Source organism: Myxococcus guangdongensis (assembly GCF_024198255.1).
In the GTDB taxonomy this organism is placed as follows: domain Bacteria; phylum Myxococcota; class Myxococcia; order Myxococcales; family Myxococcaceae; genus Myxococcus; species Myxococcus guangdongensis.
This window is the reverse complement of sequence record NZ_JAJVKW010000004.1, coordinates 110,892-128,740: the sequence shown is the minus strand read 5'-3', so window position 1 is coordinate 128,740 and position 17,849 is coordinate 110,892. Positions and strand designations below refer to the sequence as shown.

Sequence of the window (17,849 nt, the reverse complement as noted above, 5' to 3'; positions counted from 1 at the left end):
TGGAGACGGGGTTCAACCCGGCCTGGGGGCGGAGGCCGGCGCGGCCCGGCGAACAGTCGGGCGCAAGGAATGCGGGGCGCCCCCTCGACGCGCAAACCTTGCGCGCGCCACGGGCCGCAATCACCGTGTCCCGAGGGGACCAGGGCTGGCCCCCGTCCTGCAATGACTCCCGGCATCCCCCCTCACCTGGAGAGCGCCCCATGCAAATCGTCGGAGAGCTGATGACACGTGAGGTGGTCACGCTCAAGGAAACACAGAACCTGGGCAAGGCGGAAGAGCTGCTGCGGCTGCACCGCATCCGGCACCTGCCCGTGGTGCGCCAGGGCAAGCTCGTGGGGCTCATCACCCACCGCGACCTGCTGCGGGCGGCGGCCACGAGCGCGAATGATCCAGCCGCCCAGCCGCTGTGGGCCGCGGACATCATGACGCGCGAGGTGACGACGGTGGGGCCCGAGGCGTCCCTGCGCGACGCGGTGGTGATGATGCTGCGCAACAAGTTCGGCTGCCTGCCGGTGGTGAGCGGCGACGGCACGCTCCTGGGCCTCATCACCGAGGCGGACCTGGTGCGCTACGCGCAACACCTCATCGAGGACAAAGACCGCCGCGAGCTCGCGCGCGAGTTCAACGCCTGAGCCTCTTTTGACGAGGGACCGCGGTCCCTCGTCGACTCGTCCCGCCGAGCAGCTTCCGACCAGGACGAAGCGTCCTCGCATCGGCGGACCTCCGCCACGAACGTGCTCCTGACGCAAGAGGCGCCCAATCCGCACTGCACCAAGGCCTCGACATGAACGCGTCTCCCGAATGCAGAGCGCCCTCTCCACCGCATCGCGGGTCCCCAACATGAACGCGGCCCGGACGCAGCGCCCCGCTCGACCGCAGCACTGAACCCCGACACGAACGCGTCTCCCGAATGCAGAGCGCCCTCTCCACCGCATCGCGGGTCCCCAACATGAACGCGGCCCGGACGCAGCGCCCCACTCGACCGCAGCACTGAACCCCGACACGAACGCGCCCTCGACGCAGGCCCCTGCTCCGCCGCGCCACTGCCCGCCGCCATGAACGCTCCCCTCGCCTCGATGCGTGAAGCCGAGGCCCTCACCTCCCCCTCGCCCGACCTGGCGCCCTCGCCGCCTGGGCGCCGCTGGGTGCGGCCCGCGCTGGCGCTGGTGGGGCTCGGTGCGGTGGCGTGGCTGTCCGCGTTCGGGGGGCAGGGCGAGGTGGCGTCGCGCACGGTGCTGGTGGCCGGCGTCTGTCTGGTCCTGTGGCTCACCGAACTGGTGCCGCCGTTCGTCCCCACGCTGCTGCTCCTCGGGGCGACGCCCGTGGTGCTCGGCCCGCTGGGAAAGGACTATGCACTCGCGTCCGTGCTCACCTGGTGCGCGGACCCGGTGCTCATCCTCTTCCTGGGCGGCTTCACGCTCGAGGTCGCGGCCATGCGTCACGGACTCGACTCGGCGGTGGCGGGCCACGTGGTGCGCCTGTCGCGCGGACGCCCCCGGCGGCTGCTCCTGTTCGTGATGGGCGGCGTGGCGTTCCTCTCCATGTGGATGTCCAACGTCGCCGCGGCGGCGATGATGCTCGCGGCGCTCCGTCCCGTGCTGCTCGCCTCGGCTCCAGGCACGTCCCTGCGGCCCGCGCTGCTCGCGGGCGTGGCGCTGGGCGCGAACCTGGGCGGCATGGCCACACCCGTGGGCAGCGGCCCCAACGCGCTCGCGGTGTCCGCCGCGAGCGCCTACGCGCACGTCACCTTCGCGGGCTGGATGGCGTTCGCCCTGCCTCTCACGGCGCTCATGCTGGTGCTCGGCTTCGGCCTGGTGCTGCTGCGCTTCCGCCTGGGCGACACCCTGACCTTGCCCGCACAGGTCACGCGCTCGCTGGACGGCCGCGGCCGACGGGTGCTCTGGGTGAGCGCCGCCTGCGTGGTGGCCTGGCTGTCGGAGCCCGTGCACGGCGTGCCCGCTCCCGTGGTCGCCCTGGGAGCCACCGCGCTGCTCTTCGGTACGCGTCTGCTCGAGCGCGAGGACCTCAAGAAGCTCGACTGGTCCACGCTGTTGCTCATCGCCGGGGGACTGGCGCTGGGGAAGCTGCTGGAGCACTCGGGCCTGGTGGCCCATGCGCTCGACGGCGCGAGCCTGGAGACGTGGCCCCAGGCGGCCCGGCTCGGCGCGCTCGTCGTCGTCGCCGCGGCGCTGTCCGCGTTGATGAGCAACACCGGCACCGCCGCGCTCCTCATGCCGCTGGCGCTCAGCGTGGAGCCCTCCGCGTCCACGCCCATCCTCGTCGCCATGGGGTGCGCGTTCGGCATCCCCTTCGCCATCAGCACACCTCCCAACGCCATGGCCGCGGGAGAGGGACTGGAGACCTCGGAGCTGCTGCGGTTGGGACTTCCCCTCATGGTGGCCGGTTGTCTGCTGGTCAGCGCGACAGGCCCCTTTGTCCTGCGAATCTTCGGGCTGCCATGAGCTACCCTCGCCCGCACCGCCAGGACTCCAGGGCGAAGTCTGGGTCCACCATGAAGCACCGTCGCGGCACACGGGTTGAAAGGGCAATGCCGGCACAGGGCCTGGCGGAAGGAACGCCCATGACATCCGTTACCGTCACAGAGTACGAAACGCGCCTCTACTGGCAAGGCGACCACGGCGCCGTCCTGACGAGCGACCGTGCGCCCCCCGTCCCCATCGGCCTGCCCCTGGTGGAACCCGGAGCGATGGAGGCCGGCCGCTGGGCCCCGGAGACGCTGCTGGTGGGCGCCGTCGAGGGCCGCACGCTGTTGGCCTTCCTCGAGCGGGCACGCGAGGCCGAGGTGTCCATCCTCTTCTACCAGAGCTGCGCGGTGGCCCGGCTGGTGGCGAGCCCCGGCCAGACGCCGCACCTCACCGACATCATCGTCCGCCCCCACGTCGCCGTGGCCACCGACTCGGAGGCAGAGGTGGTACGCCGCATCTTCTCGGAGCTGCCCGCGCACTGCTTCCCCAGCTCCGTCATCCAGATATCCCCGCGCATCGAGCCCGTGGTGGAGACGTGGCATGCCCGCGCCGCCCGCCCCGTCGTTCGCGAAACCCAGAGTCTCGCACTCCCCTGACCCCGAGCCCCCGCCTATGTCCGCACAGCGCATCCTGGTCGTCGACGATGAGGACAACGCCCGCAAAGCCATCGCCACCATCCTGAACGAGGAGGGCTACGACGTGGCCGAGGCCGCCGACGGCGCCGAGGCGCTCGCGCGCGTGGCGGACTTCTCCCCCGCGGTGGTGCTCACCGACGTGCGCATGCCGAAGATGGATGGCCTGAGCCTGCTGCGCGCCGCGCGCGAGCAGGGCAGCGACGCCACGTTCGTGATGATGACGGCCTTCGCCAGCGTGGAGATGGCGGTGGAGGCGATGAAGTCCGGCGCGGACAACTTCCTGCTCAAGCCGCTGGACGCGGACCAGGTGCTCGTCACCCTGTCCAAGGCGCTGGAGAAGCGCAGCCTGCGCCAGGAAGCGGAGGCGCTCAGAGACCAGGTCCGCACCCGCGTGCGGCGCTTCCACGACATCATCGGCGAGTCGCCGCAGTTGCAGGGCATCTACGACGTCGTCCGCCGCGCGGCCAGCACGCGCGCCACGGTGCTCATCCTCGGCGAGTCCGGCACGGGCAAGGAGCTCATCGCCCAGGCCCTGCACCAGGAGTCGCCCCGCCGCGACAAGCCCTTCATCCGCGTGCACTGCGCCGCGCTGTCCGAGAGCCTCTTGGAGAGCGAGCTGTTCGGCCACGAGAAGGGCGCCTTCACTGGCGCGATCGCGCGCAAGGAGGGCCGCTTCGAGCTGGCCGACGGCGGCACGCTGTTCCTGGACGAAATCGGGGAGATCTCCCCCACCGTCCAGGTGAAGCTCCTGCGCGTGCTGCAGCAGCGCGAGCTGGAGCGCGTGGGCGGCACCCAGACGCTCAAGGTGGACGTGCGAATCGTGGCGGCCACGCACCGCGACCTGGCCGCGGAGGTGAAGGCGGGCCGCTTCCGCGAGGACCTCTACTATCGGCTCAATGTCGTCAGCGTGACGCTCCCGCCCCTGCGCGAGCGCAAGAGCGACATCCCCGCCCTGGTGAACCACTTCCTGGAGAAGTACGGCGACTCCTACGGCAAGCAGGTCCGGGGGTTGGCCCCGGGCACGCTCCAGGCCCTGCTCGCGCACGACTGGCCGGGCAACATCCGTGAGCTGGAGAACGCCATCGAGCGCGCGGTGGTGCTCACCCAGGGTCAGGAGCTGACCACCGATGACCTGCCCCCGGTGCTGAGAGGCCCCCGGCCCTCGGGCACCAGCCAGGGCTCGCTCATCCCCGGCGCCACGCTGGCCGCCATCGAGCGGGAGGCCATCCTGCGCACGCTGGAGATGGTGCAGGGCTCCACCTCGCGCGCGGCGGAGGTGCTGGGCATCAGCGTGCGCAAGATCCAGTACCGCCTCAAGGAGTACGGCGCCCAGTCGGACGGCGCCCCCGCCCGGCTCGACGGCGACGAGCCCACCGGCCCGGACCTGGCCGCGGAGTCCTGACCCCCGGCCCGGGACACCCCTCCTCCCGCTGACGCGGTGTCCCGCCCCGGGCATCTACGACGTGCGTCGTTGACAGATACGACACACGTCGTAATACTTTCCCGAATGACGCCCGTTCCACCGCAGCCGACGCGCGCCGAGCTGGCCATCCTCCGAGTCCTCTGGCAGTTGGGGCCCAGCACCGTGCGGCAGGTGCATGAGTCCCTCCGAGGCACGCAGGAGAAGGACACCGGCTACACCACCGTCCTCAAGCTCCTCCAGAACATGACGGAGAAGGGGCTGGTGCAGCGCGACGAGAGTGAGCGCACGCACGTCTACGAGGCGGCCCTCAGCCAGAAGCGCACGCAGCGCGACCTGCTGCGCGACCTGATGGACCGCGCCTTCGGGGGCTCCGCGTCGAGCGTCGTCGCCCAGGCCCTGTCGATGAAGCGGGCCTCGGCGCAGGAGCTGGCGGAGATCCGGAAGCTGCTGGACGAGCACGAGAGGCGGGGGAAGTGATGCACGTGCTGGACGCGCTGGAACGGGCCCTCATCGACTTCGTCTGGCAGGGCGGCGCGGTGGCCCTCGTCGTGGCGGGGCTGCTGGCGATGATGTCGCGCCGCTCGGCGAAGGGGCGCTATGTCGTCGCGTGCCTGGGGCTCGCGACCATGGCGGTGTTGCCGCTGGTGACCTTCCTGAGGACCCTCATGGAGGCGCCGGTCGCCGCGTTGTCGACAGGCCTTTCCCCCCAGGTGCTCGCCCCGGCGGCGGCGGTGGCCCGGGAGGTCGTGGTGGCGGACCTCGCGCCCACGGCCGAGGTCACGGTGACCTGGCTGGAGCTGCTGCGGCCCTGGCTGCTGCCGGCATGGTGTGTCGGCGTGCTGCTGCTGTCGGCCCGGACGCTCGTCTCCTGGTACGCGGCGCAGCGGCTGTCGCGGCTGCACACCCGCGAGCCCGACAGCGTCTGGCGCGAGGCGATGGAGCGCGCGCTCACGAAGCTGCGGATGTCGCGTCCCGTGCGGCTGATGGCGTCCACGCGCATCGACGTACCCCAGGTCATCGGCCTGTGGCGTCCGCTCATCCTCGTGCCCGCGGGGGCCATCACCGGGCTGTCGCCCCAGCAATTGGAGGCGGTGCTCTCCCACGAGCTCGCGCACATCCAGCGGCACGACTACCTGGTCAACCTGCTCCAGGCGCTGGTGGAGACCTTCTTGTTCTACCACCCGGCCGTCTGGTGGCTGTCCCACCGCATCCGCGAGGAGCGCGAGCACTGCGCCGATGACCAGGCCGTGCAGTCGTGCGGCGACGCGGTCCTCTATGCCCGCGCGCTGGCGCACATCGAGCAACTGCGCGCGCCGCCGTCCGCCCTGCTCGCCCTGGGCGCGGATGGGGGCTCGCTGCTGGGCCGCATCCGGCGCCTCCTGGCGGTCCCCGACGCGCGGGCGCCGCGTCGCTCGTGGAGGCTGGTGAGTGGACTGGGTGGCGCGGCGCTGGCCGTCGCGCTGGGCTCCTCGCAGGTGCCGCTGACGGCGATGGCCGTGGCGCCCCAGGCCCTGGATGTGGCACCGCTGGCGACGCACGAGCGCGCCTTCACGGAAGTCACGCCGCCCGTGCATCGGCCCCTGGTGGCTCCGGCGCCCCGCATCCTCCCGCTCGACCTGACCACCAAGCCGTCCAGCCGTTCGACGCGCGTGCTCCACAAGGTCTCCTCCACGCCCCGGCCGGCGCGCGAGCGCAGCCCCCGGCCGCTGCTCATCCCGGACACGCAGGGGATTGCGCGCACGCAGCTTCCCAGGACGCCCTACCCGCTCGACGTGGAGCCCACCGTCCCCTCCGAGGCCGTGGCCGCGCAGGGCCACACGGCGCCGGTGGACCAGGCCCCGGTGGACGAAGCGCAGGTGGAGCACGACAGCATCTCGATGCAGGTGATGACCGCGGCGCTCCCCGCGCTCACTCCGGCCGCGACGCCGCCCGCCGCGCCGACGCCCCCCCGCCCCCAGCCCGAGGACGACGGCGTCTTCTCGCTGGGGCCCGGCATCACCCCGCCCCGCTTCGTGTCCGGGCAGCGGCTCGCCTTCCAGGACATCACCCAGAACCTGCGCTCGCGCATCTCCGCCGTGCCCAAGGGCGCCATCGTCACCCGGTGCACCATCACCGCCGAGGGCAGCGTCACCAACTGCAAGTCGCTGCAGAGCCTCTCCGGCCTGGAGGAGGGCGTCATCCGCACCCTGACGACGTGGCGCTACGCGCCCGCCACGCTCGACGGCAAGCCGGTGCCCGTGCACTACGAGTTCGACATCTGGTTCACCAACGAGCCCGGTGGCGGCAGGGACCAGCAGTTCGCCAGCGCGGACAAGCCCGGCACGCGCGCGGACGGCTCCAACCAGAGCGCCTGCATCCTCTGCGCGAGCGTCTCCGCCTCCAGCGTGGTGAGGCCGCCCGTCGCCGGCTTCTGAAGTGGAGCCTCCGGCGGCGCGTCGTCCTAGCGCGCCACCGGGAGCCGCAAGAGGAAACGGGCGCCGCCGCTCGGGGCGGTGCCCACCTCCAGCGTCCCGCCGTGCTGCGTGACGATGGCGTGGACGATGGGCAGCCCCAGCCCGGAGCCCTGCGCCTTGGTGGTGAAGAAGGGCTCGAAGATGCGGTCCCTCATCGCCTCCGGGACGCCCGAGCCCGTGTCGTCCACCGTGAGCCACACGCGCGTGTCCTCGGTGCCCACCGTGAGCGTCACGTGGCCGCCGGCGGGCGTGGACTCCAGCGCGTTGAGGCACAGGTTGATGAGCACCTGCCGCAGCCGCTCCTCTTCACCGGAGAGCGCGGGCAGGCTCGACTCCGGCACCACCTGCGTCAGCGACACCTTGCGCGTCTCCGCCTGACTGCTCAGGAGGTCCACCACGCGGCGCACCAGCGCCTTCACGTCCACGGAGCCGGGGCGGAACTCGCGAGGCCGGGCGAACTGGAGGAAGTCCTCCAGGATGTGGTCCAACCGGCGAATCTCGTCGCGCACGAGCAAGAGCGGCTCCAGCAACGTGCCCTGCTGGTGGTCCGGCAACCTGCGCACCCGACGCTCCAGCACGGACAGCTGGAGGGCCGCGGCGTTGAGCGGGTTGCGAATCTCGTGGGACAGCCCCGCGGTCATCGTCCCCACCGCGGCCAGCTTCTCCGTCACCTGCGCGCGCCGGGCCAGCTCGCGCTTCTCCGCGTGCAGGCGCACCTGCCGCATCGCCTGCTCCAGCGTCAGGAGCAGCTCGCGCGGCGCGCAGGGCTTCATGAGATAGGCGCACGCGCCCGCGCGCACCGCCGCCACCGCCGTCTCCAACGTGGCGAAGCCGGTGAGCAGCACGACCTCCGAATCCGGCGCGCCCTCCTTCAGCTCCGCGGCCAGCGCCGTGCCGTCACCGTCCGGCAGGCGCAGGTCCACCAGCGCCACGTCGAAGCCGTCGCGGGCCTTCTCCCGCGCGCCCCGACAGGTCGACGCCGCGTGAACCACGTAGCCCGCGTCGCCGAGCAACTCATCGAGGTTGTCCAGGAACGCCGCGTTGTCATCCACGACGAGGACGCGCGCGGGGGATTGGGCGTTGGGCTCGGTCATGGAGAGGGCACGGGGCGCGCGGCGTGCGCGGTCTCCAGCGCGCCCATGAGCGCGCCGGTGTCGAAGGGCTTGGCGTAGACGTCCACGCCCTCACCGAGGAACGCCAGGTCCGGCCAGGCCGTCATGACGAAGGTGGACAGACGGGGGAAGCGCGCGCGCAGGCGACGCAGCGCCTCGCCGTCCGGGCCCCCCGGCATGCGCAGGTCCACCAGCGCGGCGAAGGGCGTCGCGCAGGAGAGCAGCTCCGTGTCCAGCGCGGAGCTCACCGTCACGCAGGAGAAGCCCCGCTCGCGCAGGAGCTCGGAGAGGTTGTCGCTGAGCGCCGGGTCGTCCTCGGCCACCACCACCAGCCCGTCGCGTCGCGCGTTGGCGAGCAGCTCCATCAGCGTGGAGATGGGCACGGGCTTGGGCAGCACCGCGAGCAGCCCCTCGCGCCGGGCCGTCTCCAGGTCGTCCTCGCGGGGATAGGCCGTCATGACGACGGTGGCGATGCCCGGGTCCACGCGTCGGATGCTGCGCACCGCATCCGCGCCGCTCATGCCCGGCATGCGCATGTCCGTCACCAGCGCGTCGAAGCGCGTGACGCCCACCGCGCGCAGGGCCTCGTCGCCCGTGGAGACGACGGTGGCCTGGTGGCCCTCGTCGCGGAGGATTTCGGCGAGGTTCTCCGCCAACGCCTGGTTGTCATCCAGCAGGAGGTAGCGTCGCACGCGTGCCCTCCTCGGGGGACTTGGGGAGCTGAATCACGAACCGGGCGCCCGCGCCGTCCCGGGGCGCGTAGGAGATGGAGCCGCCATGCCGCTCCAGGATGCGGCGCACGAGCGGCAGGCCCAGGCCGATGCCTCGCGCCTTCGTGGTCATCAGCGGCTCGAAGAGGCGCTCGCGGATGGCCTCGCTGAGGCCGGGCCCCGAGTCCTCCAGCACCAGCTCCACGTGGCCCGCGTCGCTCGTCGAACCCTGGAGGGAGACGTCCCCGCCGGACTCCTCGAGCGCCTGCACCGCGTTCTCCAGCAGGTTGACGAACACCTGGCGCAACTGCCCCGCGTCGCCGTGCACCGCGGGCAGGGACACCAGACCCTCCGCGCTGACGCGGACGCCCTCGGGACGGACCACGGCCTTGAGGGCCTCCTGCCAGACCTCGTCCAGCCAGACCTCCTGCCGCTGGAGGGGGCGGTCGCGAATCATGTCGAGCAGGTCAGAGACGATGTGGTTGGCGATGCCCACCTGTTCGCCGATGCGGTCCAGGTGCTTGGCGGTGCGCTCGTCCACCGTGGCGCCCTGGCGGTTGCGCAGGATGTAGAGCGAGGTCTCGATGACGCCCAGCGGGTTGCGCAGCTCGTGGCCGATGGAGCCCACGAGCTGACCGAAGGTGGCCAGGCGCTCCGTACGCGCCTGCTGCGCGAGCAGATCCTCGCGGTAGGTGTGGAGCATGATGGCCAGCTCCAGGTCGAGGATGCGGCCCAGCGCGGCGCGCGTGTCGTGGAGCACCTGGGGCTGGGTGGTGAATGTCGTGTCGATGATGGCGTTGAGCTCCTGGCGCAGCACGTTCATCGCGCCGAACATGTAGTGCTGCTCCAGGGAGATGCGCACGTGCATGCGACCGATGCGGCAGCGCAGCGCGAAGTACGCCTCATCCCACGGGCCGCGCAGCAGTTGGTCCATCCACACCTGCAACGTGCCTCGCAGGTGGCCCACCTGGCTCTCGCCGCCCTCGAGCGCCTGGCGGGCGCCCTCGTGCTCCAGGATGCGGTCGTAGAAGACGCGCGAGATGCGGGGGAAGTGCGGCTTCGCGAGGGCGTGGAGGCCGACGAGTGACAGCTCGTCCCGCGCTCCGAACCCCACGTACCGCTTCAGCTCCTCGAACAAGGTTTCCGCCATGGTTTCGGGGCGGACCTTAACCGCTCGCCCCACATCGGACGAGGAACTCCGCAGCAAGCAACGCGCCAGCCCGCAGCGGGTCCGGGCGACCCGGCGACGCGCAAGAAATGCGCGCCTCGGGATTCGTGTCCCTGGGCGCGCAAATCCTGCGTGGATGGGTGACGGCGTCGCCTCAGTGCATCAGCGAGGTGCGCCCGCTCCGGTTCGGAGCGAGGGACTCGCGCGTCACCGTCTCGTGGCCCGTGGCCTTGCCGCGCTCGAGCAGGGACTTGAAGCGCAAGAGGTCGTCGTCCATCTGCCGCTTGGGGTCCACGCCCAGCAGGCGGGCGAAGGCGTGGCCGATGGCGCCGGCGGGCGGGTTGTACGACAGGCGGATGTCCACGCGGGTGCCGCCCTTCGCGGTCGGCTCGAAGTGGATGACGCCGGCGTTCTCCACCGAGGTGCCCTTCACGCTCTTCCAGGCGAGGAGCTGATGGGGGACGCGCCTTGTGACGATGGCTTCCCATTCGAAGTGGAGGCCGGCGGGGCCGCGGACCTTCCAGTACGAGCGACCGCGCTCGTCGACGCGCACCTCGTCCACGTGGGTCATGAAGCGCGGGAAGTTCTGCATCGCGTCCCAGAAGGCGAAGACCTCCTCCACGGGCGCGTTCACGGTGATGTCCTTGTGCAGCGTGATGGCGCGGGGTCCCACGCCGATGCCCGTGAGCCGGCGCAGTTCCAGGTTGCTGAGCGCGCGGATGCCGAGCACCGCGCCACCGAGTCCCAGCAACGAGCCCAGGACACCGCGTCGCTGGAGCGCCCAGGATGCGAGGGAGATGCCTCCGAGCGCGCCGAAGAAGCGTGACGAGGGGGACCAGTGCTTGGAGCCGAAGGGGCGTCGCCGCGCGATGCCGCCCTGGAGCTCGGATTGACGGCCCGACTGGGCGAAGGGAAGCAGTCGGTTGTCCACGCCACGCACGCCACGGACGCGGCCCAGGGCGGGCACGGCGCGCTTGAGCTCCTCGAGCAGGATGGAGCCCTCGAGCGTGACGATGCCGTCCCTGGCGGACACCTTCACGGAGCCCGGATGCGAGCAGACCCGGCCGAGGGCCGCGCGGACGCGCTCGGTGAGCGTGACGTCGTCGACGGTCTCCGAGCGGAAGCGGCTGACGGACTCGAAGAACAGGCCGCGTGAGCGCTGGGCCAGGTCGCGGCGGACGACATCGACCGCGGAGCCGGCCTCGTGGGCGGCGTGCACGGCCCTGCCCTGCAGATGAGACCTGCGCCAGCGACCGCTGCGTGGATCGCTCCAGTACATCAGCCCCACGCCCAGCCCCAGTCCCCCGAGCCCCCAAATGGCTGCCTTCATGAAGTGCCTCCTGTTGGGTTGTCGATAAGTCCCATCGGGAGAAACTGAAGGCGGACGTGGCGCGGTGCAGCAGCCACGGGACGTCCGAGCCACGCCCCGAGGGCACGGCCGCCGCTCGTGACGGGCACGAGTGCCTGGGTGCTGCGCGTGAGTGTGTGCGGGAAGGTGCCCGCATGGCCGGGCGTGCACACCTTGAGCGGGCAGACGGACCGAATCCCTTCAAGGAGCGCCGCAAGAATGCCCACGCAGCAGCCGCCGATTCCTGGGACGCCGCACCCGACGCCCCTGCCTCCCGAGCCCGAGCCCAACGCGCCGGTCAAGGAGCCGGACCCTCGGCACCCTCAGCAGGAGCCGCCCTTCCGGCAGCCGCCCGCCGAGGAGCCGCCGCGCAAGCAGCCGCCGGAGATCGAGCCTCCCCTGCCACCGGACATCTCGCCGCCGGGGATTCATGACCCGCCGCTTCCCGGGCAACCGGGCAAGCCGAACATCATCGCGTAGAGCCGCTCTTCGGCTACCACGGGTCGCCCGCGCGCACATCCGATGCGCGCTGGGCGATGGTCAGCCAGGGGAACCGGGCCGCGAGCGCGTCGAGCACTTCATCCGAGTGTGCATGTGCTCTCGCGGCTTCATTGAAGAAGAGTGGGTCCAGTTCGAACACGACGCGTGAGCCGTTCGACGGACCCGTCCTCGAATCCTGTGAGGGTGAGATGAGGCCGCCTCGGGAGTAGTGACTCTCCCGGCGCGCATCGCTGCTCGAGGTCTGCAGGAGGACTCGCGAGGACAGCGCGTTGAGGATCACGCCTGGAGCCTGGATGAGCGCCCAGGTCGGCGGTCCGCCAACAGGCAGCGTCAGCATCCTCATGTCGATGAAGGCGAGTGATGAGCCTGGACAGCTCAGAAACCCCGACGGAGCAAACTGCCAGGGACAGGTCATCTCGAACACGGGGCCTGGCCAGCTCCGAAGCACGACGGGTAGCCGCTCGGGACCATCACCGGTGGTAGCCATGCTCTCGACAGCCATCCGAAGCAATGCCTCGGCCTGCCCGCATCCATCCGCCCCCTCGAGGAACATCTTCGTACGGGTTCTGATGACCTCATGAGGCCAAAGACCTCGGTTGTGCAGAGTCGTCATGGGTGCCCTTCAATCCCTTCGAACAGTGTCATCAACGGTGACACCCGGTGGCAACACCGTTGTCAGGAACACGCGTCACTCGCAGGGCTCCCTCTGAATGGGCGCGGGCATGCGGTTTGCCAATCAGCCCTGCATGCCCCCTGACACGCATCAACGAGCCCTCCGTGAGAACGCACTGCGCAGCAAACGCCTCGGGCAGTTCTGCCTGGTCATCGCCGTGATCTCGAGTCTGTGCACGGATACGTCGACCCTTCGCTACACCATCGTCCTGCTGGTCTTCATGATTCCGCTCCTCCTGGCGACAGTGGCCTGCGCGCTCGATGGCTTGTCCTCCGATGACGCGCCCCCCGCTCGGATAGCGCTGATGCTCATCGTCCTCACGCTCCTCGTGCTTCCCCTGGGAATGACCTTCAAGCGTGAGCAGACCGAACGCCCTTCATCGACTTGCACGCAGATCATCCGGGTCAGTCCGCCGTGAGGAGCCACGCCGCCGCTCCCGGAGCAGGGGGCATGAATCCGAGGTCCTCGACCGTTCACAGCCATGGCCTTCATGCCCACGTTGAGACCTGGAGGCAGGTGCCCGACGCACGTGCCAAGGAGCCACGCATGAAAGGGCCCGCGTTCCAGGATCGCTCCACGGCAGGCCGGGCCCTCGCGCGGCTGCTCATCCGTCACGCCCACCGTCCCGACACCCGTGTGCTCGCGCTCCCACGCGGCGGCGTCCCCGTCGCCTACGAAGTCGCCCGCGCGCTCGGCGCCCCGCTGGACGTCTTCATCGTCCGCAAGCTGGGCACGCCCGGCCACGAGGAGCTCGCGATGGGCGCCATCGCCACGGGCGGCACGCGCGTCCTCAACCCCGAGGTCATCGACGAGCTCGGCATCACCTCCGCACAGCTCGACGCCGTCACCGCGCAGGAGACGCGCGAACTCCAGCGTCGCGAAGTCAGCTACCGACAGGGCCGCCCCGCGCTCGACGTCCGTGGATGCGACGTCATCCTCATCGACGACGGCCTCGCCACCGGCTCCACCATGCGCGCCGCCGTCGCCGCCCTGCGTCTGCAACACCCTTCCCGCATCACCGTCGCCGTCCCCGTCGCCCCTTCCGATACCTGCGACGCCCTGGCCCCCCTCGTCGATGAGATGGTGTGCGCCCGGACCCCGAAGCCCTTCGACGCCGTGGGCCTGTGGTACCGGCACTTCGACCAGACGTCCGACGAAGAGGTCCAGGACCTCCTCGCTCGCTCGGCCGACGAAGCCGCACTGCAGCCTGGAGTCTGAGCCACCCCGCGGCGCACCCTCGACCCGCCCCCTTGCCCACCAGACGACGAGAGCACCCGTCCCTGGGCCTCGATGCACGGCGCGCCCCTGGATTCCAGGTAGGCTCGCGCGGCCCACGCCCCCATGCACGAGTTCCCCTCACGCAGTCAGATGCTCCTGGCCGCCCTCACCGCCGCCGCGCTCGCCGCCCTCATCGAATGGGCCTGGACCAGCGCGGACGCGGCCCATCCGCTGCCCCGCATCCTCGCCACCTCCGCGCTCGTCCTCACCTGCGCGGGTGTCCCCGCCCTCCTCCTCGCCCACGCCCGTGAGCGCACCCGCCGAGAACGCGACGCCGCCCTGCGCAGCGCCGGTGACTCCAGCGCCCTGCGCGACGCCCTCATGGACGTCACCCCCGTGGGCTTCGCCTTCTTCGACCGAAACCTGCGCTACATCCACGTCAACACCGCGCTCGCCGCCATGAACGGCCTGCCCGCGGGGGGACACCTGGGCCGCCACGTCACCGAGGTCATGCCCGAGCTGGGTCGACTCCTCGCCCCACGCCTCGAGCGCGCCCTCGGCACCGACGCCCCCGTCCAGGACACCTGCCTCGAGGTCGAAACGCCCGCCGCGCCCGGCGAGCCCCGCTTCTGGTTCGGCAGCTACTCCCGCGTGCGCGGCGCCGGCGGCGAAGTCCTCGGCGTCATCGCCTCGCTCTCCGAGCTCACCGAGCGCATGCGCGCCGAGCAATCCCTCCAGGAGCACGAAGGCCGCCTCGATGTCCTCACGCGCTCCCTGCCCGACTACCTCTGGGGCGGCAAGCTGCGCGATGGCAGGCTGCGCGACTTCTACTGCACTCCCGTCATCGAGCGCACCACCGGCTACCCCGCCTCCGCCTTCGTCGAGCCCTCCCCCGGCGGCGGCCCGCCCCGCCTCTGGGCGGAGATGATCCACCCCGACGACCGCGCCCGCTACCGCACCCGCATCGAGTCGCTCGCCCCCGGCTCCGAGGTGGAGCTGGAGCACCGCCTCATCTGCGCCGACGGCCGCGTGCGCTGGGTCCGAAGCCGCGCCGCGGTCTCCGCCCGCGACGCCCAGGGCGAGCTCCACCTCGGCTGCGTCGTCACCGACATCACCGACCGCTACCTCGCGGACGAGCTGCGCCAGCGCCTCCACGACAGCTTCCGCCGCTCCGCCCAGGAGTGGACCCGCACCTTCGACGCCGTCGCCGCCCCCCTCCTCGTGCTCGGCGCGGACGGCGTCATCCACCGCCTCAACGCCCCGGCCTGCGCGCTGTTCGGCGGCCTGGACCCCTCCGGACAGCCCCTGTCCACCGCGGCCAGCATGCCGCCCTGGTCCAGCACTCCGCCCCTCATCGACGAGCTGCGCCGCACCCACGGAACCATCACCCGCGAAGTCACCGACCCGCGCTCTCGCCGCACCTGGGAGCTGTCCGCCGCGTGGGTGGATGAGGCCGGAGGCGACGACTCGCGCATCATCCTCGTCGCCACCGAAGTCACGCGGCTGCTCGAGCTGCAGGCCAGCCTGCGCCGCAGTGAGACCATGGCCGTGATGGGCGCCATCGTCGCCGGCGTGGCGCACGAGGTCCGCAACCCCCTCTTCTCCATCTCCGCCGTGGTGGACGCGGTGGAGGCCACCGTGGGCCAGCGCCCGGACCTGGCCCCGTACATGGACGTCCTGCGCGGCGAGGTGCGCCGCCTCAACCACCTCACCCAGGAGCTGTTCGAGTACGGCCGGCCCACGCGCGGCGAATGGGTGGAGGGCCCCGTGCACCCCGTCGTCGAGGAGGCCCTGGCCGCGTGCGCCCTCACCGGCGAGCAGGCCCGCGTGGCCGTGACGCCGCTGCTCACCGAGTCCTTGCCACCAGTGCGCATGGACTCGCGCCGGCTGTTCCACGTCTTCCGCAATGTGCTGGAGAACGCCGTGCAGCACTCGCCCGCGGGGGCCACCGTGCGCGTGTCCACCGCGGTGCTCGAGGAGGAGGGCCGCGCCTGGGTGCGCTGCACCGTGCGCGACGGAGGCCCGGGCTTCCGCGAGGAGGACCTGCCCCACGTCTTCGAGCCCTTCTTCAGCAAGCGCCGGGGCGGCACCGGCCTGGGCTTGTCCATCGTCCAGAGAATCCTCGAAGAGCACCAGGGCACCATCCGCCTGGGAAATCACCCCGAGGGTGGCGCCGAGGTCACCCTGCTGCTACCAGCGGTTTCCTCGCCTCCGGCCGCCATGCCTCTAGACTCGCTCGCCTCATGACCCGTACCCGCATCCTCCTCGTGGACGACGAGCCCGGCGTCCGACTGGGCATGAGGGGCTACCTCACCGCCCACGGCTTCGACGTGGACGAAGCCCAGAGCCTCGCCGAGGCCCAGGAGGTCTTCCGCACGCACCGCCCCGACGTGGCCGTGGTGGACTACCGCCTCACGGACGGCACCGCCCTGGAGCTGCTCCCGCGCCTGAAGGAGATCGACGCGGCCGTGCCCCTGGTCGTCCTCACCGGCCACGGCTCCATCGAGCTGGCCGTGCAGGCCGTGAAGGAAGGCGCCGAGCAGTTCCTCACCAAGCCCGTGGAGCTCGCCGTCCTCAAGGTCGTGCTGGAGCGCCTGGTCGCCCAGCGCCGCGAGCGTCAGCGCCTGCGCGCGGACCTGTCGCGCACCGCGCGCGCCTCCGTGGACCCGTTCCTGGGCACCAGCACCGCCATCCAGAACCTGCGCGCCGAGGCCGAGCGCATGCAGCACAGCGACAGCCCGGTGCTCGTCACCGGTGAGACGGGCAGCGGCAAGAGCGTGCTCGCGCGCTGGCTGCACGAAGGTGGCCCTCGCGCCGACGCCCCGTTCGTGGACCTCAATTGCGCGGCCTTGTCGCGCGACCTGCTCGACTCGGAGCTGTTCGGCCACGAGAAGGGCGCCTTCACCGGCGCGGTCGCCAACAAGCAGGGCCTCCTGGAGGTCGCCGACCGGGGCACCCTCTTCCTCGACGAGATTGGCGACATGGACCTCACCGTCCAGCCCAAGCTCCTCAAGGTCCTGGAGGAGAAGCGCTTCCGCAGGCTCGGTGACGTGCGGGACAGGCGCGTCGACGTGCGCCTCATCGCCGCCACGCATCAGGACCTGGGCACCGCCACCCGCGAGAAGCGCTTCCGCAGTGATTTGTACTTCCGCGTCAGCACCCTCATCCTCCACGTGCCCGCCCTGCGCGAGCGCCCCGAGGACATCCCCGTGCTGGCCCGGAACTTCCTCGCGGAGATGGGCGGCGCGCGCGGACGCGGCGGCGTGGGCCTCCAGCCGGACGCCGAGACGGCCCTGATGCGCTACGCGTGGCCCGGCAACATCCGCGAGCTGCGCAACGTCCTGGAGCGCGCCGTGCTGCTCTCCGGCGGCGGCGCCCTGTCCCGCGGGGACTTGCGCTTCGAGTCCTCCCCCGACGAGCCCACCACCGAGGACGACCTCACCCTCGAGGAGCTCGAGCGCCGCCACATCGAGCGCGTGCTGCGCCGGGAGAACGGCCACGTCGAGCGCGCCGCCGTCCGCCTCGGAATTCCCCGCTCCTCGCTCTACGAGCGCCTGAAGCGTTTGGGAATCAATCGGTCTGGATTCCAGAAATCGGATCCATGATCCGGACGCAAGGTGGGCGGGGCGCCGGGCGAGAGCCCGCAAGTGTCGGGAAAGTCGTGTCGCGGGGGGGATGAGTAGGGTTGGCCCCAGGCTTGCTGTGCGCCGACTTCGTGTCTCAGAACATCCTCATCGTCGATGACGAATCCACCCTGTGCTGGGTGCTGGGGCAGTTCTTCTCGGGGGCGGGCTACCGCGTGGACTCGGCGCAGGCGCTCGATGAGGCGCTGGGGCTGATGACGACGGGCCGCTACGACCTGGTCATCAGTGACTTGCGCCTGAGCGGGACACAATCCGAGGAAGGGTTGGTGCTGGCGGACTTCGTGCGCCGCTTCACCCCGACGACACGCGTGGTGCTGTTGACTGCCTTCGCGTCGCCCGAGTTGACCGCTCGAGCACGCGACCTGGGGGTGGACCTGGTGTTGCCCAAGCCGCAACCCCTGCCTTCCCTGGCACAACACGTGTCGCAACTACTGGCAGCACGTTGATGTGACAGGTGCCCTTCTGGCACCGTCGGAGC

At 71.1% G+C, this 17,849-nt stretch carries 17 protein-coding genes; 12 read left to right on the top strand and 5 right to left on the bottom strand.

Annotated features, from left to right (window positions below; all coding sequences use genetic code 11):
- The first annotated feature begins 200 nt into the window (after positions 1–200).
- The 6 genes from LXT21_RS13815 (at position 201) to LXT21_RS13790 (ending at position 6,958) form a co-directional block, all read left to right on the top strand.
- On the top strand, positions 201–632 hold the full coding sequence (locus tag LXT21_RS13815; protein WP_254038616.1) for a CBS domain-containing protein: 432 nt from the start codon (positions 201–203) through the stop codon (positions 630–632).
- Positions 633–1,055: 423 nt separating this feature from the next.
- Entirely contained in the window at positions 1,056–2,462 is a 1,407-nt protein-coding gene (locus LXT21_RS13810; protein WP_254038615.1) for an SLC13 family permease, read from the top strand.
- Between the two features lie 119 nt (positions 2,463–2,581).
- Positions 2,582–3,082, top strand: coding sequence for an OsmC family protein (locus tag LXT21_RS13805; RefSeq protein WP_254038614.1), 501 nt, complete (start codon positions 2,582–2,584; stop codon positions 3,080–3,082).
- Positions 3,083–3,098: 16 nt separating this feature from the next.
- Positions 3,099–4,523 carry a sigma-54-dependent transcriptional regulator gene (locus LXT21_RS13800; RefSeq protein ID WP_254038613.1) on the top strand — a complete coding sequence of 475 codons (1,425 nt, stop codon included), beginning with the start codon at positions 3,099–3,101 and terminating at the stop codon, positions 4,521–4,523.
- Between the two features lie 105 nt (positions 4,524–4,628).
- Positions 4,629–5,021, top strand: a complete 393-nt coding sequence (locus LXT21_RS13795; RefSeq protein WP_046714442.1) for a BlaI/MecI/CopY family transcriptional regulator — start codon at positions 4,629–4,631, stop codon at positions 5,019–5,021.
- Positions 5,021–6,958, top strand: a complete 1,938-nt coding sequence (locus tag LXT21_RS13790; RefSeq protein ID WP_254038612.1) for a M56 family metallopeptidase — start codon at positions 5,021–5,023, stop codon at positions 6,956–6,958. The genes LXT21_RS13795 and LXT21_RS13790 overlap by 1 nt, the downstream gene beginning before the upstream one ends.
- 26 nt (positions 6,959–6,984) lie before the next feature.
- On the opposite strand, the gene LXT21_RS13785 is transcribed toward LXT21_RS13790, so the two are convergent.
- The 4 genes from LXT21_RS13785 to LXT21_RS13770 form a co-directional block, all read right to left on the bottom strand.
- On the bottom strand, positions 6,985–8,091 hold the full coding sequence (locus tag LXT21_RS13785; RefSeq protein ID WP_254038611.1) for an ATP-binding protein: 1,107 nt from the start codon (positions 8,089–8,091) through the stop codon (positions 6,985–6,987).
- Positions 8,088–8,801, bottom strand: coding sequence for a response regulator (locus LXT21_RS13780; protein ID WP_254038610.1), 714 nt, complete (start codon positions 8,799–8,801; stop codon positions 8,088–8,090). Before LXT21_RS13780 ends, LXT21_RS13785 begins: the two co-directional genes overlap by 4 nt.
- Entirely contained in the window at positions 8,776–9,969 is a 1,194-nt protein-coding gene (locus LXT21_RS13775; RefSeq protein ID WP_254038609.1) for a sensor histidine kinase, read from the bottom strand. Before LXT21_RS13775 ends, LXT21_RS13780 begins: the two co-directional genes overlap by 26 nt.
- Positions 9,970–10,141: 172 nt before the next feature.
- Positions 10,142–11,410, bottom strand: a complete 1,269-nt coding sequence (locus LXT21_RS13770) for an SRPBCC family protein (protein ID WP_323394433.1) — start codon at positions 11,408–11,410, stop codon at positions 10,142–10,144.
- A 144-nt stretch (positions 11,411–11,554) separates the two neighbouring features.
- On the opposite strand from LXT21_RS13770, the gene LXT21_RS13765 reads away from it, so the two are divergent.
- Positions 11,555–11,815: a hypothetical protein gene (locus LXT21_RS13765; protein ID WP_254038607.1), complete on the top strand. Its 261-nt coding sequence runs from the start codon at positions 11,555–11,557 to the stop codon at positions 11,813–11,815.
- A 13-nt stretch (positions 11,816–11,828) separates the two neighbouring features.
- Here the strand turns inward: LXT21_RS13765 and LXT21_RS13760 are convergent, their stop codons facing one another.
- The gene (locus tag LXT21_RS13760; protein ID WP_254038606.1) at positions 11,829–12,449 is read right to left on the bottom strand and encodes a hypothetical protein; all 621 of its coding nucleotides are present in this window, start codon (positions 12,447–12,449) and stop codon (positions 11,829–11,831) included.
- Positions 12,450–12,558: 109 nt separating this feature from the next.
- Between LXT21_RS13760 and LXT21_RS13755 the strand changes: the two genes are divergently transcribed.
- The 5 genes from LXT21_RS13755 to LXT21_RS13735 all read left to right on the top strand — a co-directional run bounded on the left by LXT21_RS13755 (position 12,559) and on the right by LXT21_RS13735 (position 17,817).
- The gene (locus LXT21_RS13755) at positions 12,559–12,927 is read left to right on the top strand and encodes a hypothetical protein (RefSeq protein WP_254038605.1); all 369 of its coding nucleotides are present in this window, start codon (positions 12,559–12,561) and stop codon (positions 12,925–12,927) included.
- 128 nt (positions 12,928–13,055) lie between these two features.
- The gene (locus tag LXT21_RS13750) at positions 13,056–13,727 is read left to right on the top strand and encodes a phosphoribosyltransferase (RefSeq protein ID WP_254038604.1); all 672 of its coding nucleotides are present in this window, start codon (positions 13,056–13,058) and stop codon (positions 13,725–13,727) included.
- A gap of 123 nt (positions 13,728–13,850) precedes the next feature.
- A complete protein-coding gene (locus tag LXT21_RS13745; protein WP_254038603.1) occupies positions 13,851–15,974 on the top strand; it encodes a PAS domain-containing sensor histidine kinase in 2,124 nt (707 codons plus the stop codon).
- Complete coding sequence (locus LXT21_RS13740) at positions 15,971–17,332, top strand: sigma-54-dependent transcriptional regulator (protein WP_254038602.1); 1,362 nt, start codon at positions 15,971–15,973, stop codon at positions 17,330–17,332. The genes LXT21_RS13745 and LXT21_RS13740 overlap by 4 nt, the downstream gene beginning before the upstream one ends.
- Positions 17,333–17,442: 110 nt before the next feature.
- Positions 17,443–17,817: a response regulator gene (locus LXT21_RS13735; RefSeq protein WP_407666992.1), complete on the top strand. Its 375-nt coding sequence runs from the start codon at positions 17,443–17,445 to the stop codon at positions 17,815–17,817.
- Positions 17,818–17,849 lie beyond the last annotated feature (32 nt).